This is a genomic window from Curtobacterium pusillum (assembly GCF_013359865.1).
GTDB classification, from domain to species: domain Bacteria; phylum Actinomycetota; class Actinomycetes; order Actinomycetales; family Microbacteriaceae; genus Curtobacterium; species Curtobacterium pusillum.
In genome coordinates this window covers 132,823-148,427 of record NZ_JABMCE010000086.1, presented here as the reverse complement: position 1 = coordinate 148,427, position 15,605 = coordinate 132,823, and the positions used below count along the sequence as shown (strand labels likewise).

Annotated in this window: 13 protein-coding genes and 2 tRNA genes; 3 read left to right on the top strand and 12 right to left on the bottom strand. The window is 68.2% G+C overall.

The window, feature by feature from the left end:
• The first annotated feature begins 113 nt into the window (after positions 1-113).
• Positions 114-1,919: a Stk1 family PASTA domain-containing Ser/Thr kinase gene (gene pknB / locus HP507_RS17000; protein WP_271207353.1), complete on the top strand. Its 1,806-nt coding sequence runs from the start codon at positions 114-116 to the stop codon at positions 1,917-1,919.
• A gap of 146 nt (positions 1,920-2,065) precedes the next feature.
• Here the strand turns inward: pknB and HP507_RS16995 are convergent, their stop codons facing one another.
• The gene (locus HP507_RS16995; RefSeq protein WP_175352977.1) at positions 2,066-2,710 is read right to left on the bottom strand and encodes an anthranilate synthase component II; all 645 of its coding nucleotides are present in this window, start codon (positions 2,708-2,710) and stop codon (positions 2,066-2,068) included.
• Between the two features lie 82 nt (positions 2,711-2,792).
• Between HP507_RS16995 and HP507_RS16990 the strand changes: the two genes are divergently transcribed.
• A complete protein-coding gene (locus HP507_RS16990; protein WP_175352976.1) occupies positions 2,793-3,047 on the top strand; it encodes a cell division protein CrgA in 255 nt (84 codons plus the stop codon).
• Positions 3,048-3,393: 346 nt separating this feature from the next.
• Here HP507_RS16990 and HP507_RS16985 read toward each other — a convergent pair whose 3' ends face one another.
• Entirely contained in the window at positions 3,394-4,260 is an 867-nt protein-coding gene (locus tag HP507_RS16985) for a rhomboid family intramembrane serine protease (RefSeq protein ID WP_175352975.1), read from the bottom strand.
• 8 nt (positions 4,261-4,268) lie between these two features.
• Complete coding sequence (locus tag HP507_RS16980) at positions 4,269-4,808, bottom strand: peptidylprolyl isomerase (protein ID WP_175352974.1); 540 nt, start codon at positions 4,806-4,808, stop codon at positions 4,269-4,271.
• Between the two features lie 117 nt (positions 4,809-4,925).
• On the opposite strand from HP507_RS16980, the gene HP507_RS16975 reads away from it, so the two are divergent.
• Positions 4,926-5,516 carry a hypothetical protein gene (locus HP507_RS16975; RefSeq protein ID WP_175352973.1) on the top strand — a complete coding sequence of 197 codons (591 nt, stop codon included), beginning with the start codon at positions 4,926-4,928 and terminating at the stop codon, positions 5,514-5,516.
• A 455-nt stretch (positions 5,517-5,971) separates the two neighbouring features.
• Here the strand turns inward: HP507_RS16975 and HP507_RS16970 are convergent.
• The 9 genes from HP507_RS16970 to dnaN form a co-directional block, all read right to left on the bottom strand.
• Positions 5,972-6,044, bottom strand: a tRNA-Ala gene (locus HP507_RS16970).
• A 33-nt stretch (positions 6,045-6,077) separates the two neighbouring features.
• Positions 6,078-6,154 (bottom strand) — tRNA-Ile (locus tag HP507_RS16965).
• A gap of 75 nt (positions 6,155-6,229) precedes the next feature.
• Positions 6,230-6,637 carry a DUF3566 domain-containing protein gene (locus HP507_RS16960; protein WP_070417462.1) on the bottom strand — a complete coding sequence of 136 codons (408 nt, stop codon included), beginning with the start codon at positions 6,635-6,637 and terminating at the stop codon, positions 6,230-6,232.
• Entirely contained in the window at positions 6,630-9,278 is a 2,649-nt protein-coding gene (gene gyrA / locus HP507_RS16955; protein ID WP_175352972.1) for a DNA gyrase subunit A, read from the bottom strand. The genes HP507_RS16960 and gyrA overlap by 8 nt, the downstream gene beginning before the upstream one ends.
• A 112-nt stretch (positions 9,279-9,390) precedes the next feature.
• A complete protein-coding gene (gene gyrB / locus HP507_RS16950) occupies positions 9,391-11,394 on the bottom strand; it encodes a DNA topoisomerase (ATP-hydrolyzing) subunit B (RefSeq protein WP_175352971.1) in 2,004 nt (667 codons plus the stop codon).
• Positions 11,395-11,526: 132 nt separating this feature from the next.
• Positions 11,527-12,027, bottom strand: a complete 501-nt coding sequence (locus HP507_RS16945; protein ID WP_175352970.1) for a DciA family protein — start codon at positions 12,025-12,027, stop codon at positions 11,527-11,529.
• Entirely contained in the window at positions 12,027-13,262 is a 1,236-nt protein-coding gene (recF, locus tag HP507_RS16940; protein WP_175352969.1) for a DNA replication/repair protein RecF, read from the bottom strand. The genes HP507_RS16945 and recF overlap by 1 nt, the downstream gene beginning before the upstream one ends.
• Before the next feature lie 30 nt (positions 13,263-13,292).
• Entirely contained in the window at positions 13,293-14,180 is an 888-nt protein-coding gene (gene gnd, locus HP507_RS16935; protein ID WP_175352968.1) for a phosphogluconate dehydrogenase (NAD(+)-dependent, decarboxylating), read from the bottom strand.
• Between the two features lie 70 nt (positions 14,181-14,250).
• Complete coding sequence (gene dnaN, locus HP507_RS16930; protein WP_175352967.1) at positions 14,251-15,396, bottom strand: DNA polymerase III subunit beta; 1,146 nt, start codon at positions 15,394-15,396, stop codon at positions 14,251-14,253.
• Positions 15,397-15,605: the final 209 nt, after the last annotated feature.

Below are 15,605 nucleotides of genomic sequence, written 5' to 3'. Positions count from 1 at the left end.
CGGACGGGGACTCGCGACACCGTTGCGTAACGGTTGGGTCGGAGCCCCCGTAGCCAGCATCTCACCAGCAACGCCTGCCGTACACTAGCCCGGACGGACATTCGGAGGAGTACGTGCCAGAAGGTGTGACCGCGGGGATCACCCTCCTCGCCAACCGCTACGAGATCGGTGACGTCATCGGCCGGGGCGGCATGGCCACTGTGCATCTGGGCAACGACACGCGGCTCGGACGCAAGGTCGCGGTGAAGCTGCTGAAGCCGAGCCTCGCGAACGACCCGGCGTTCCGAACGCGCTTCCGGCAGGAAGCCCAGGCGGCCGCGCGCATGGCGCACCCGACCATCGTCCGCGTCTACGACGCCGGCGAGGAGACCGTCACCGAGACCTCGGGCGCCGAGGTGCAGGTGCCCTTCATCGTCATGGAGTACGTCGAGGGCCGTCCGCTCTCCGACATCATCGGCGATGGTCCAGTCGCCCCGGACGAAGCCGTGCGCATCACCGAGGGCATCCTCACCGCGCTCGAGTACTCGCACCGCGCCGGGGTCGTGCACCGCGACATCAAGCCCGCGAACGTCATGGTGACCCACTCCGGCCAGGTCAAGGTGATGGACTTCGGGATCGCCCGGGCCATCACCGACACCTCGGCCACGGTCGCGCAGACCACCTCGATCCTCGGCACCGCTTCCTACTTCTCCCCGGAGCAGGCGCGCGGCGAGACCGTCGATGCCCGTACCGACGTCTACTCGACCGGTGTCGTCCTGTTCGAGCTCCTCACCGGCCGTCCGCCGTTCCTCGGCGACACCCCCGTCGCGGTCGCGTACCAGCACGTCAGCGAGCAGCCGGTCGCACCGTCGACCCTCTCGCCCGGGGTCTCTCCCGCGCTCGACGCGGTGACGCTCCACGCCCTCGTCAAGGACCGCACGCGCCGGTACCAGAACGCTGCCGAGTTCCGCACGGAGTTGCAGCAGGCCGCGGCAGGCCACGTGCCCGCGTCGACCCGCAAGCTCCAGCAGCACTCGGCGAACGACGCCTCGACCGTCCTCTTCGGGGTGAACCCGCGCACGACGTCGAACCCGGCCGTCGCGTTCCGCGAGCTCGAGGACGACACCGCCGAGCACCGCCCGCAGCGCACCCAGAACCGCCCACCCGTGGCGTGGATCTGGGTCGGGATCATCCTCACGGCAGCGGTCATCGTCGCGGTCGTGTTCTTCGTCGCGAACCTGCAGCCGGGCAAGCCGCCGGTGTCGTCGTCGGTCAGCGTGCCGAACGTCGTCGGCGCGACGTACGACTCGGCCGCATCGGCGCTCGAGAAGCGCGACCTCGTGCCGGTCAAGGTCGAGGAGAACTCCGACGACGTGGACAAGGGCACGGTCATCCGCACCGAGCCCGGGTCCGGCACCAACGTCGGGCGCAGTCAGAACGTCCGCGTGGTCGTGTCGCTCGGTCCCGAGCAGGTCGCGGTCCCGGACCTCGCCGGTCAGGCGCAGGATGCTGCGGAGAAGACCCTGAAGGACGCCGGGTTCACCCTCGGCGCGATCAACTCCGACTACTCGCCGGACGTCCCCGAGGGGACCGTCATGAGCACGGACCCCGCGGCCGCGTCGCAGCACGCCAAGGGCACCGTGGTGAACCTGACGGTGTCGAACGGCAAGGTCGAACTCCCGAACGTCACCCAGCAGCCGTTCGCGACCGCCAACGCGACCCTCGCCGGCCTCGGACTCAAGGTCACGCCCGCACCCTCCTACTCGTGCACCGGCGGTACCGTGTCGCAGCAGAGCGCCCCGGCCGGCGACATCGCCCAGGGCAGCACGGTCGTGCTCACGTACTGCGCAGCTTCGTCCCAGCCCACGCAGCCCGCCTCCGGCGGAGACGACAACGGTGGCAACGACGGTGGCAACGACGGCGGCGACGACGGTCATTGACCTGACCGCGCCCTGACGGTCGCCTGCTGGCGGGGCTGAGCAGCGCCTCCTGTCCGGAGAGCCGTCACGTCGCGCACGGAAGCCGCCTGGAGGCACGACCCACCACCCCGAGCACCGTCACGACGTGCCGACGGCCGGCCCCGGGATCAGGCGCGGTGGCCCGCGATGAGCGGGTTCAGTCCGGCGGCCCGGTCAGCAGCGCCGGCGAGACCTGTCGTCTCGAGCCAGTTGCCCACCATGCGGTAACCGCCCTCGGTGAGCACGGACTCGGGGTGGAACTGCACGCCGTAGACGGGGTGTTCGCGGTGCTGCACGCCCATGATCACGCCGCCACCGGTCCGCGCGGTCACGGTGAGTTCATCCGGGACGGTGCCGTCGACGATCGCGAGAGAGTGGTAGCGGGTGGCCGTGAACGGGTGCGGGACGCCGGCGAAGAGGGGGCTGTCGTCGTGGTCGACCTGGGAGGTCTTGCCGTGCATGAGTTCCTCGGCGTGGGTCACCGTGGCGCCCAGAGCCTCGGCGATCGCCTGGTGCCCGAGGCACACGCCGAGGAGTGGCTTGTCGGCCGCGATCGCTGCGTGGACGGTCTCGATCGAGACGCCGGCGTCGGATGGGGTACCCGGGCCGGGAGAGAGCAGCACACCGTCGTAGTCGGCGATGCGCTCGGCGATCTCGGCGGCGGGGAAGGCGTCGTTCCGGACCACGTCGGTCTCCGCGCCGAGCTGCTGCACGTAGCCGTTCAGCGTGTAGACGAAGCTGTCGTAGTTGTCGACGACGAGGATCTTGGTCATGGTCGGTTCACCGTACTCGTGGGGGATGTGTGCAGCGGTCTGAGAGTCCTCCCACACACGTGTTGACGGTAGGATACCGGCCATGGCCAAGGACAAGGACCGCACCAAGCCCGCCCGGACGACCCGAGCCGACTCGGTCGACACTGCGGGGGACCAGCCGAACCCCGTGTGGTTCAAGCCGGTCATGTTCGGCTTCATGCTCGTCGGCCTCGCCTGGGTGATCGTCTTCTACATCTCGAACACGACGCTGCCCGTGCCGTCCCTCGGGTCGTGGAACATCCTCATCGGCTTCGGCATCATGTTCGCCGGCTTCCTCATGACCACGCGCTGGCGGTAGCCCCGGCGCATCCCCGAAGCCCGTCGTACCGGAAGGTACGACGGGCTTCGTCGTTCCGCCGTTCTCCACAAGGTCTGGCGGGCGGAATCCGCGCTGTCCCCAGCTGACTGCCCGTTCTCCACACTTGTCCACACTCTCCACAGCACCATCCACACCTCCGCCCCGGAGTTATCCACAGCTGAGTCCACAATGGGGATAATCACACCCGTGTAACTCACCGCTTTCTCCACAGCTGTGGACAACTCGCTCGTGCACATGTGGAAAGCCACACCTGTCGACAGCGCCGGCCGGGGCGACGACGAAGGCCCCGCCGCTCACGCGACGGGGCCCTGCGGACCGGGGAGCGTCAAATCCCGATGCCGACCTGGAGACCCGCGTACGCAGCGTAGATCGCCGCGATCACGACGACCGCCTCCGCGATCAGCAGCCCGGCCTGGAGCCCGCGCTGCCGGACGTTCCGGGTCTTCGAGTACACGAACCCCGTGATGAACCCGAGCACGATCCCGCCGACGTGCGCCTGCCACGAGATCGCGGTGCCGGGCAGGAAGCCCACGAGGAGGTTCAAGCCCATGACGACCAGCAGCTGCACCGCGTTGTACCCGAGGCTGCGCTGGATCACGAAGAAGGCCGCGAACAGGCCGAAGATCGCCCCGGAGGCGCCGACGACCTGGGTTCCCGGGCTCAGCCACGAGACGGCGAGGTCACCGCCGAGTCCCGCGAGGAAGTACAGCGCGAGGAAACGCCAGGTCCCGAGGATGTTCTCGAGTATCCGCCCGAAGATCCACACCGCCCACATGTTGAACAGGATGTGGAGGAAGGACGAGTGCACGAACAGTCCCGTGACGAGGCGCCACGGCTGGGTTCCGACCAGGGGTGTGTAGTAGCTGAGCCACGCGTTGACGTACCCGCCGCTCAGCGTGTTCAGCAGCCAGAGCACGACCGAGACGACGATGATGACCACCGTCGCCTTCTGGTCGAGCATGGCGAAGCGCCGCCGGGCGACCGTCAGCCCGCTGGGGCCTCCGGCCGCTCGACGGTTCGCCGAGTACTGCGCGCGCTGCTCACGCACGCACTCCGGGCAGTGCACCCCCACCGCTGCCGGCGTCTGGCACTCCGGGCAGATCGTCCGCCCGCACCGCTGGCACAGCACGAAGCTCTGCCGGTCGGGGTGTCGGTAGCAGGTGTTGGAGGAGTCGTACGCCGGGTTGCTCACGTGGTGGCTCAGACGTCCTCGACGTCGATGCTCTGGATGACGACGTCCTCGAGCGGCTTGTCACGGCCGTCGGTGGCAACGCCCTCGATCGCGTCGACGACGGCGCGGGACTCGTCGTCCGCGACCTCGCCGAAGATGGTGTGCTTGCCCTGCAGCCACGGCGTCGCCACCGTGGTGATGAAGAACTGCGAGCCGTTCGTACCGCGGCCACCCTGGATGCCGGCATTGGCCATGGCGAAGATGTACGGGTTCTGGAAGGTGAGCTCCGGGGAGATCTCGTCGTCGAAGCGGTAGCCCGGGCCGCCGATGCCCTGGCCGAGCGGGTCGCCGCCCTGGATCATGAAGTCCTTGATGATGCGGTGGAAGATGACACCGTCGTAGAGCTTGTCGGTCGAGACCTTGCCGGTGCCGGGGTGCGTCCACTCCTGCTTGCCCGTCGCGAGGTCGACGAAGTTCTTGACGGTCTTGGGGGCGTGGTTGCCGAACAGGTTGACGCGGATGTCGCCCTTGTTCGTGTGGATCGTTGCGACAGCGGTGTGCAGAGACATGTTCCGATTCTCGCATGTACTACTGATGGTCAGACGGATCCCACAGGTGAGGCTCCGTGACCTGTCAGGCGGTCGGGTGGCAGGATGGGAGCCACGCCGATCCGATGGAGGTACCAGATGACGACGATCGAGATCCCGCGCAAGCGTCGGAAGCAGATCAAGAAGCTCAAGGGCCAGACCGCCTCGCTCCTCGGCGAGCAGCGCAAGGTCCTCGAGCACGCGAACGCGATCTTGGCGGAGGCCCGGTCCAACGCTGCGGACGCCGCCCGCAAGGACATCGCTCCGCGAGTGCAGAACGCGATCGACAACGGCATCCGGCCGGTTGTCGCCACGGGCGTGCACGCTGCGACGAGTGCCGCGCAGAACGCTTCGCACCGCTTCCAGTCCGAGGTGGTCCCGGGCCTGGTGTCCACCGCTGGCTCGGTGCTGAGCGTGGTCGACCTCGCGAAGGACCCCCGGGTCCAGAAGATCGTGAAGGACGCCCAGAAGAAGGGCAGCAAGGGCAAGAACGCCAAGAAGGCGGCGGCCAAGCACTTCTCGGCCGCGGCGCAGAAGAAGAAGGGCATCGGGTTCGGCGGGGTCGCGCTCATCGTGGTCGGCGTTGTCGCCGTCGCGGGTGCCGCGTACGCGGCGTACCAGACGCTGCGCGCCGACGACGACCTCTGGGTCGCGGACGACGCCGACACGGCGGAGAAGCCTGCCGCCTGACCTCCCGGTTCGTACGAAGGGCCCCGGCATCCGCCGGGGCCTTTCGTCGTCCCGCCGCGCTCCCGCGAACGCGAGCTCACACAACGCGCCACCGGGTATCCGCCGAGTTCGCACAACACGCCGCGCAGTGGCACCGAGGGCCCCAGATACTGCGATCACGGCGTCTCGCCCCGCCGGCCGGGAGGCGCGCGCCAGCCGCGCGCCGCGCCTCCAGTCCGCCCCCGCCCCCCCCCCGCGAGGCACCACAACCCGCCGCTCACGTCCACCGAGGTCCCACGAACCGGACCGGCCCCGTCGCGAGATGCCGAGATTTCGAACCTCGGACAAAGCCAGCAGAGGCACGCCGACCTACCGAACGCCCCCATCGCGGAGCGGAGCGCCGAAGGCGCAGACAAGCACGACGGAACGACCCGGCGGAGGGAGGAACGACCGCAGCAGGGTCGTCCAGAGTGGAGTGGAGCCTAGGAGAATCGAACTCCTGACATCCTGCTTGCAAAGCAGGCGCTCTACCAACTGAGCTAAGGCCCCGAGACGTTCAGCGTACTGGACGTCGGAGGGAGATGGTGGGGCTACAAGGACTTGAACCTTGGACCTCTTCGTTATCAGCGAAGCGCTCTAACCGCCTGAGCTATAGCCCCTCAGACCGGATGAAAGCCTACCGTACCGATGCCGCAGAACGAAATCGAGCGGTCGGCCCATCCGGACCGGGTGTGTCAGTTGTTCGTGAAGCCGACGAGCAGGCCGCCGGTGATCCGCACACTGAGGTTGTAGAGGACGCTCACGATGGCGCCGAGCACGGTGCCGACGACCACGTTGAGGATGCCCACGACGATGGAGAACCCGAGCACCTGGCCCAGCGAGAACTGGTCCATGATCGAGTAGTTGTTCTGCCCGGTGACGTCCTTCAGCAGGGCGTCGATCTGGGTGAAGACACCCGTCTGGTTGAGGATGACCCAGACCAGGGCGGTGGCGACCACGATCACGATCGAGCCGGCCAGGGCGATGAGGAAGCTGAGCTTCACCATCGACCAGAAGTCGACGTACACGAGCCGCAGTCGGACCTGGCGGGTGCCGACGGGACGCTTCGCCTTCTTCTGGAGCTTCTCGGCGACACTACTCATTGCTTGACTGGTCCTCTCCGGCCACGGTGTCCGTGGGCACTGTGTCGGCGGGGTCGGCGGCCGCTTCGTCCGGGCTGACCGTCTCCACCGGGCCCGCAGGCTCGATCTCGGCGTCGTCCTGGTCGTCCAGGTTCCGCTCTGTGTTCCGGGCCACCGCGATGATCCGGTCGTTCTCCGCGAACCTCGCGAAGACCACACCCATCGTGTCGCGACCCTTCGCGGGCACCTCGGACACGGCAGACCTTACCACCTTGCCCGATTGCAGCACGACGAGCACCTCGTCGTCCTCGCCCACGATGAGAGCACCCACAAGGTCCCCCCGGTCGGCGGCCAGCTTGGCCACCTTGATGCCCAGACCACCCCGGCCCTGCACGCGGTACTGGTCGACGGAGGTGCGCTTGGCGTAGCCGCCCTCGGTCATGACCCACACGTACCCGTCGTCCGAGACCACGCGGGCCGCGAGCAGCGAGTCGTCCTCGCGGAAGGACATGCCCTTCACGCCGGAGGTCGACCGACCCATCGGACGGAGCGTGTCGTTCGTCGCGGTGAAGCGCAGCGACATGCCGTGCTTCGACACGAGCAGGAGGTCGTCGTGCTCGTCGACGAGGAGCGCCTGCACGAGCGTGTCGCCGTCGCGGAGGTTGATCGCGATGATCCCACCGGTGCGGTTCGTGTCGTACTCCGTGAGCGCGGTCTTCTTCACGAGACCGTGTGCGGTGGCGAGCACGAGGTACTGCGCCGCCTCGTAGTCGCGGATGTCGAGCACCTGCTGGATCTGCTCGTCGGGCTGCATCGCGAGCAGGTTGGCGACGTGCTGGCCCTTGGCGTCGCGGCCGCCCTCCTGCAGCTCGTACGCCTTCGCCCGGTAGACGCGGCCCTGGTCGGTGAGGAACAGGAGCCAGTGGTGCGTCGTCGTGACGAAGAAGTGCTCGACGATGTCGTCGGCCCGCAGCTGGGCGCCCTTGACCCCGCGACCACCGCGGTGCTGCGAGCGGTAGTTGTCGCTGCGGGTGCGCTTGACGTAGCCGCCGCGGGTGATGGTGACGACCATCTCCTCCTCGGGGATGAGGTCCTCGATCGACATGTCGCCGTCGTAGCCGAGCATGATCTCGGTGCGCCGGTCGTCACCGAAGCGGTCGACGATCTCGTCGAGCTCGTCACCGATGATCGTGCGCTGCCGGGTCTCCGACGCCAGGATGTCCTGGAAGTCGGCGATCTTGCGCTCGAGTTCCTCGGCCTCGTCGTGGATCTTCTGCCGCTCGAGGGCGGCGAGCCGCCGGAGCTGCAGCTCGAGGATCGCGCGCGCCTGGATCTCGTCGACGGAGAGGAGCTCCATCAGACCCGTGCGGGCCTCTTCGACGTCGGGCGACCGGCGGATGAGCGCGATGACCTCGTCGAGGGCGTCGAGTGCCGCGAGGTACCCGCGCAGGATGTGGGCACGCTTCTCGGCTTCTCGCAGACGGAACTGGGTCCGACGGACGATCACGTCGATCTGGTGGTCGACCCACGCCGAGATGAACCCGTCGAGCGCGAGGGTGCGGGGCACGCCGTCGACGATCGCGAGCATGTTCGCGCCGAAGTTCTCCTGCAGCTGCGTGTGCTTGTACAGGTTGTTCAGCACGACCTTGGCGACCGCGTCGCGCTTCAGCACGATGACGAGGCGCTGGCCGGTCCGACCCGAGGTCTCGTCGCGGATGTCCGCGATGCCGGCCAGCTTGCCGTCCTTCACGCCCTCCGCGATGCGGATCGCCAGGTTGTCCGGGTTCACCTGGTAGGGCAGCTCGGTGACGACGAGGCAGGTGCGACCCTGGATCTCCTCGACGTTGACGACCGCCCGCATGGTGACCGAGCCACGACCCGTGCGGTACGCGTCCTGGATGCCCTTCGTGCCGAGGATCTGCGCGCCGGTCGGGAAGTCCGGGCCCTTGATCCGCTGCATGAGGGCGGCGAGGAGTTCCTCGCGGGTGGCGTCCGGGTGCTCGAGCGCCCACTTCGCGCCGTCGGCGACCTCGCGCAGGTTGTGCGGCGGGATGTTCGTCGCCATGCCGACCGCGATGCCGACCGAGCCGTTGACGAGCAGGTTCGGGAAGCGAGCCGGCAGGATCGCCGGCTCCTGCGTGCGGCCGTCGTAGTTGTCCTGGAAGTCGACGGTGTCCTCGTCGATGTCCCGGACCATCTCCATGGCGAGCGGCGCCATCTTGGTCTCGGTGTACCGCGGCGCCGCGGCGCCGTCGTTGCCGGGCGAACCGAAGTTGCCCTGACCGAGCGCCAGCGGGTAACGGAGCGACCACGGCTGCACGAGGCGGACGAGCGTGTCGTAGATCGCGGTGTCGCCGTGCGGGTGGAACTGCCCCATGACGTCGCCGACCACGCGGGAGCACTTCGAGAACGCGCGGTCCGGGCGGTAGCCGCCGTCGAACATCGCGTAGATCACGCGGCGGTGCACGGGCTTCAGTCCGTCGCGGACCTCGGGGAGGGCGCGACCGACGATGACGCTCATCGCGTAGTCGAGGTACGACCGCTGCATCTCGAGCTGCAGGTCGACCTGCGAGATGCGGTCGCCGGAGACCACGATGTCCCCGCTGTCGCCGTGGACGATCTCGGGCTGCTCGTCGGCGCCGTTCTCGTTGTCGTCAGCCATGTGGCTTCGTTCCCTTTCTGCACAGCCTGGAGGCTGTGGTTCCGTCAGTCGCGCCGGGCGCGACCACAGGTGGTCAGGACTGGTCCGCGCAGCTCACGCCGCGCCTCCAGGCCTAGATGTCGAGGAAGCGGACGTCCTTGGCGTTCTGCTGGATGAACTGGCGACGCGACTCGACGTCCTCACCCATCAGCGTCGCGAACACGCTGTCCACCGCGGCGGCGTCCTCGAGCGTGACCTGCAGGAGCGTCCGGGTGTCCGGGTTCATCGTGGTGTCCCACAGCTCCTTGTAGTCCATCTCGCCCAGACCCTTGTAGCGCTGGATCCCGTTGTCCTTGGGGATGCGCTTGCCGGCGGCGAGGCCGGCCTGCATGAGGGCGTCGCGCTCCCGGTCGCTGAACACGTACTCGTGCGCGGCGTTCGACCACTTCAGGCGGTACAGCGGCGGCTGGGCGAGGTACACGTACCCGCGCTCGATCAGCGGACGCATGTAGCGGAACAGCAGCGTGAGCAGGAGCGTCGTGATGTGCTGGCCGTCGACGTCGGCATCGGCCATCAGCACGATCTTGTGGTACCGCGCCTTGTCCGGGTCGAAGTCCTCTCCGATGCCGGCGCCGAACGCCGTGATCATCGACTGGATCTCCTGGTTCGCCAGGGCACGGTCGAGGCGGGCCTTCTCGACGTTGAGGATCTTGCCGCGCAGCGGCAGGATCGCCTGCGTCATCGGGTTGCGGCCCTGCACGGCGGAACCGCCGGCGGAGTCACCCTCGACCATGAAGATCTCGGAGACCGTCGGGTCCTTCGACTGGCAGTCCTTGAGCTTGCCGGGCATGCCGCCCGACTCGAGCAGCCCCTTGCGACGGGTGGTCTCGCGCGCCTTGCGGGCCGCGAGTCGAGCCTGCGAGGCCTGGATCGCCTTGCGGACGACGTCGCGCGCCTGGGTCGGGTTGCTCTCGAACCAGTGCGTGAGCTCGGTGCCGACGACGCGCTGGACGAACGACTTCGCCTCGGTGTTGCCGAGCTTCGTCTTCGTCTGGCCCTCGAACTGCGGCTCGCCGAGCTTCACGGAGATGACGGCCGTCAGCCCTTCGCGGATGTCGTCACCCGTGAGGTTGTCGTCCTTCTCCTTGATGATCTTCGCCTCGCGCGCGTACTTGTTGACGAGGCTCGTCAGCGCGGCGCGGAAGCCCTCTTCGTGGGTGCCGCCCTCGTGCGTGTTGATCGTGTTCGCGAAGGTGTGGACGCTCTCCTGGTAGGAGGTGTTCCACTGCATCGCGACCTCGAGCGCGATCTTGCGCTCCGGGTCCTCCGCCTCGAAGCCGATGACGTCCGGGTGGACCAGGTCGGCCTTCTTCTGCGCGTTGAGGTGCTCGACGTAGTCGGCGAGCCCGCGCTCGTAGAGGAAGGAGTCCTTGCGGGCCTCTTCCCCCTCGTCCGGCGTGCGCTCGTCCTGCAGCGTGATCCGGAGGCCCTTGTTGAGGAAGGCCATCTGCTGGAACCGCGTGCGGAGGGTCTCGTAGTCGAAGACGACCGTCTCGAAGATGTCGGCGTTCGGCCAGAACGTGATCGTGGTGCCGTGCTCGTCGGACTCTTCGTCCTTCGACAGCGGCGCGACGGGCACGCCGTCGGTGTAGCTCTGCCGCCAGACGTGGCCCTGCTGGCGCACCTCGACGTCGAGCTCGGAGCTCAGTGCGTTGACGACCGACGAACCGACGCCGTGCAGACCACCCGACACCGCGTACGCGCCACCGCCGAACTTGCCGCCGGCGTGCAGGACGGTGAGCACGACCTGGACGGTCGAGACGCCTTCGGCGGCGTGGATCCCGACGGGGATGCCGCGGCCGTTGTCGACCACGCGGACGCCACCGTCTTCACGGATCGTGACGTTGATCGTGTCGCAGTACCCGGCGAGGGCCTCGTCGACGGAGTTGTCGACGATCTCCTGCACGAGGTGGTGCAGACCGCGGGGCCCGGTCGACCCGATGTACATGCCCGGACGCTTCCGGACGGCTTCGAGTCCCTCGAGTACCTGGATCTGGTCTGCGCCGTACTGTGGTTCGCTCTGCGGGGTCTGCTCGCCGGACGAGTTCTGTCGGTCGTCGTCAGATCCGGATGTCATTCGAGGGTGCTCCTGCCTGCGCGCGGAACACCCGCGCACTGCACCTCTCAGTCTACCTCAGGACCCCCTCGTACAGGGTTGAAATCGGCCGTTCAGGGGCCGAATCTGGCACCAGAGGATGATTTCGTCGGCTCAACCGTAGGTGTCGCGGGGACCGCGCCCCTGGACCGTCCTGGGGCCGCGTTTCCAGGTGGGGGCGTCCGGGCCCGAAACCCTGATCGACTGCACGCCGGCCTCCGGGTGCCGCTCGGCGATGGTCGTCGTGATGGTGCTGCGCATCAGCCGGAGCTGCGTCGCCCACGCCGTCGAGTCGCACCGGATGACGAGTGCGCCGTCGTCGATGGTCATCGGACGGGAGTGCTTCGCGAGCTCGTCGCCGACCACGGCGGGCCAGTCCACGAACAGTTCGGAGCGGGCGAGGGGCTCGGTCCAGCCGAGCTCCTGGGCGAGGGAGCCGACGACGTCGCCCAGACCCTTGGGCTCGCGGCCGCGTCCGTACGGGACCGAGTCGGCGTCGAGGCCGTTCACGCGACGGCGTCGGGCATCGACACCGCGCTTGGACGGGTCGCCGAAGACGGCGCGGAGGTGGCGGTAGACCCGGGAGGGCTCGGTGGGCTTCCACGGCTTCGGCATCAGGCGCCGACTTCCGTCTCGTGGTCCGCCGTCGCTTCGGTGGGACGGGGGGCGCGGCTCGGCTCCGCCTCGTCGGTCACGATCGTGCCGGCCTCGATCCGCACGGTGTGCGCCGCGAGCTGATCGGGCACGTCGCCGAAGACCGCCGCGGTGATGAGCACCTGCTCGTAGTCGGCGACCGCTCCGGCCAGGCGCTCCCGTCGCGATTCGTCGAGTTCGGCGAACACGTCGTCGAGGATGATGATCGGGTCGCCGAGGCTCGACTCCGCCCGGAGGATCGAGGCGCTGGCCAGTTGCACCGCGAGCGCGAACGACCACGACTCGCCGTGACTGGCGTAACCGCGAGCCGGTAACCCGTTCAGCTGGAAGAGCACGTCGTCACGGTGCGGCCCGACGAGCGTCAAGCCGCGATCGAGTTCATCGCGCCGACGACGCTCGAGCGCAGCACGGAATGCATCGGCTGCTGTCGCGACTGTAACTGGCTCATCGGGTGTCCCGAACACGGCGTCCGTTGCCGCCGCATCCTCGGGGTCACCGCCTCGGACGCTCAGCACTCCGGCGATCGAGGCCTCGTGCCGCTCGCCGGCGACGGTCGCGTAGGACTCCGCCACGAAGGGCGCCAGTCGGCGCGTGAGGTGGTCGCGCGCTGCGATGATCTCGGCCCCGAACGACACGAGGCGGTCGTCCCAGACGTCGAGCGTCGCGAGCGATCCAGCCTTGGCGCCGGTCGCCCGCGCGGACTTCAGGAGGGTGTTCCGCTGCCGGAGCGTCCTGTCGTAGTCGGCGAGGACCCCCTGCATGCGCGGGGCGATCTGGCCGAGGAGTTCGTCGAGCATCCGGCGCCGGCCCGCCGGTTCGCCACGCACGAGGGCGAGGTCCTCGGGGGCGAAGAGCACGCTCGTGCAGTACCGCGGGAGCTCGCGCGGCTTGATCGCCGCCCGGTTCACCTGGGCGCGGTTCGATCCGGTGCGGTTGATCTGCACCTCGGCGAGGATGCTGCGGTCCTCGTGAGCGAGCCGAGCGCGGACGATCGCCGCGTCGCAACCCTGGCGCACGAGGGCGGCGTCGGTCGGGACCCGGTGCGAGCCGAGTGTCGACAGGTACCCGATCGCCTCGACGAGGTTCGTCTTGCCCTGTCCGTTCCGCCCGACGAACAGGTTCGGCCCGCGTGCGAGGTCGACCTCGGCCTCCCGGTAGTTCCGGAAGTCCGTGAGTTGCAGGTGGTCGACGTGCACGCGGGCCGTGGCCGGGTTGCCCCGGTGGGACTACGCCTTCTTGACGGCGTGGCCGCCGAACTGGTTGCGGAGCGCGGCGACGGCCTTCATCGTCGGCGACTCGCTGCCCTGACGCGAGACGAAGCGCGCGAACATCGCCGCGGAGAGCGCGGGCATCGGCACCGCGAGCTCGATCGCCTCTTCCAGGGTCCAGCGACCCTCGCCCGAGTCGTCGACGTAGCCCTCGAGCTCGTCGAGCTTCGGGTCCTCGTTGATCGCGAGGACGAGGAGGTCGAGCAGCCAGGAACGGACGACCGTGCCGCGCTGCCATCCGGCGAAGACGGCGGGGACGTCGTGGATGATGTCCTTCGCCTCGAGGAGCTCGTACCCCTCGCCGTACGCCTGCATGATGGCGTACTCGATGCCGTTGTGGACCATCTTCGCGTAGTGGCCCGCGCCGATGCCGCCGGCGTGCGAGAAGCCCTCTTCGCGCGGGCCCTCGGGACGGAGCGCGTCGAAGACCGGCATGGCGAACTCGACGTCCTTGACGTCACCGCCGACCATGAGGCCGTACCCGTTCTCCTTGCCCCAGACGCCACCGGAGACACCGGCGTCGACGTAGCGGATGCCCTTCGCGGCGAGCTGCTCGGCGTGCTTGGTGTCGTCGAGCCACTTCGAGTTGCCGCCGTCGATGACGAGGTCGCCCTCGCCCAGGACGTCGGTGAGCTCGGTGATCACGTCGTCGGTGATCTTGCCGTGCGGGACCATGACCCACACGAGCTTCTGGCCCTCGGGGAGCGCGCTCGCGAGTTCGGCGAGGCTGGCGACATCGGAGACGGCGGGGTTGGCGTCGTACCCGGTGACCTCGATGCCTGCGTTGCGGAGACGGGCACGCATGTTGTTGCCCATGCGACCGAGGCCGACAAGACCGATGTGCATGATTTCCTCTTCTGTTCGTCGTCGCGCTGATGCAGGGGTGGCGCGTCAGCGCAGTGTTCGGCTGTTGCGCTTACCGCAGCAGGAGATTGGGCTGCAGCAGGTACCGGTATCCGTCCGTCGCCGGGGCCTCTTGCGAGGTCTGCCCGGTGATGAGCACCGGACCCGGCTTGTTGGGGTTCTCCGTCTTGGTGAAGGAGATCCGGACGAACTCGGAGTGCACCGCATTCAACCCGTCCAGGAGGAAAGCGGGCTTCAGCGAGACCACCGTTTCCTCACCGGTCAGCAACGCACTGATCGACTCTGACGCCTGCGCTTGTTCGGAACCGATCGCTTCGAGCGTGAGCCCGTCGACCGTGAAGGAGAACCGGAGCGCCGCTTCGCGCTCCAGGACGAGGGACACCCGTCGGACCGCCTCGACGAGTTCCGCGGTGTTGATCACCGCGTGGTCCTCGACGGTCTCGGGGAAGAGCCGCCGGACCGGCGGGTAGTTGCCCTTGATGAGCAGGGACGTGACCGTCTTGTCGTCCGCGTGGAACGCGATGAGCTCGCGGTCCGACGAGCCGCTGATCGAGACGGACACGGTGGACGCCGAGCCGAACGTGCGGCCGACCTCCTGCAGGGTGCGGGCCGGGACGAGCGCGTGCAGGGGGTCCGAGCCGACGCGGCCGGAGTCCCAGGCGATGGTACGGACCGCGACGCGGTAGCGGTCCGTGGCGATGAGCGAGAGGTCGTTGTCGCCGACCTCGAGCTGCACCCCGGTGATGACCGGGGTGACGTCGTCACGACTCGCGGCGACGGCGACCTGGGACACGGCCTCGGAGAACGCGTCGCCGGGGATGACGCCCGTCTGTGCGCCGATCTCCGGCAGGGTCGGGTACTCCTCGACCGGCATCGACAGCAGCGTGAAGTGAGCCGATCCGCAGGTGACCGAGATCTTCGATTCCTCGGTGGTGAACGTGACCGGGGCGTTCGGGAGGCGGCTCGCGATGTCGTTCAGCAGCCGGCCCGAGACCAGCACGGTGCCGGGATCGTCGATCTGCGCGGCGATCGACGTCTGCGCCGAGACCTCGTAGTCGAACGACGAGAGCGTGAGCCGATCGCCCTCGGCGTGGATGAGGACGCCCGAGAGGATCGGGAGGGTCGTGCGCTGTGGGAGGAGCTTCACCGCGAAGGAGACGGCTTCGGAGAAGACGTCCCGGTTGACCTCGAACTTCACAGCTGGAACCCCTGTCGATCGGTTGGACTGTCCGGCCGCCCCATTCTGGCACAGCCCGGCGGAGCCCGGATTTCTTGTCATCCCGCCGTCCACAAGGTTGGCCCGCTGAGATCAATCGTTAACCAGGAGTAATGGTGTTAACGCCTGTGCACACTGTGGATAACCCTGTTGATGCCGCTCAGCCGCAGGGAACTACAAGCGTGTGAGTT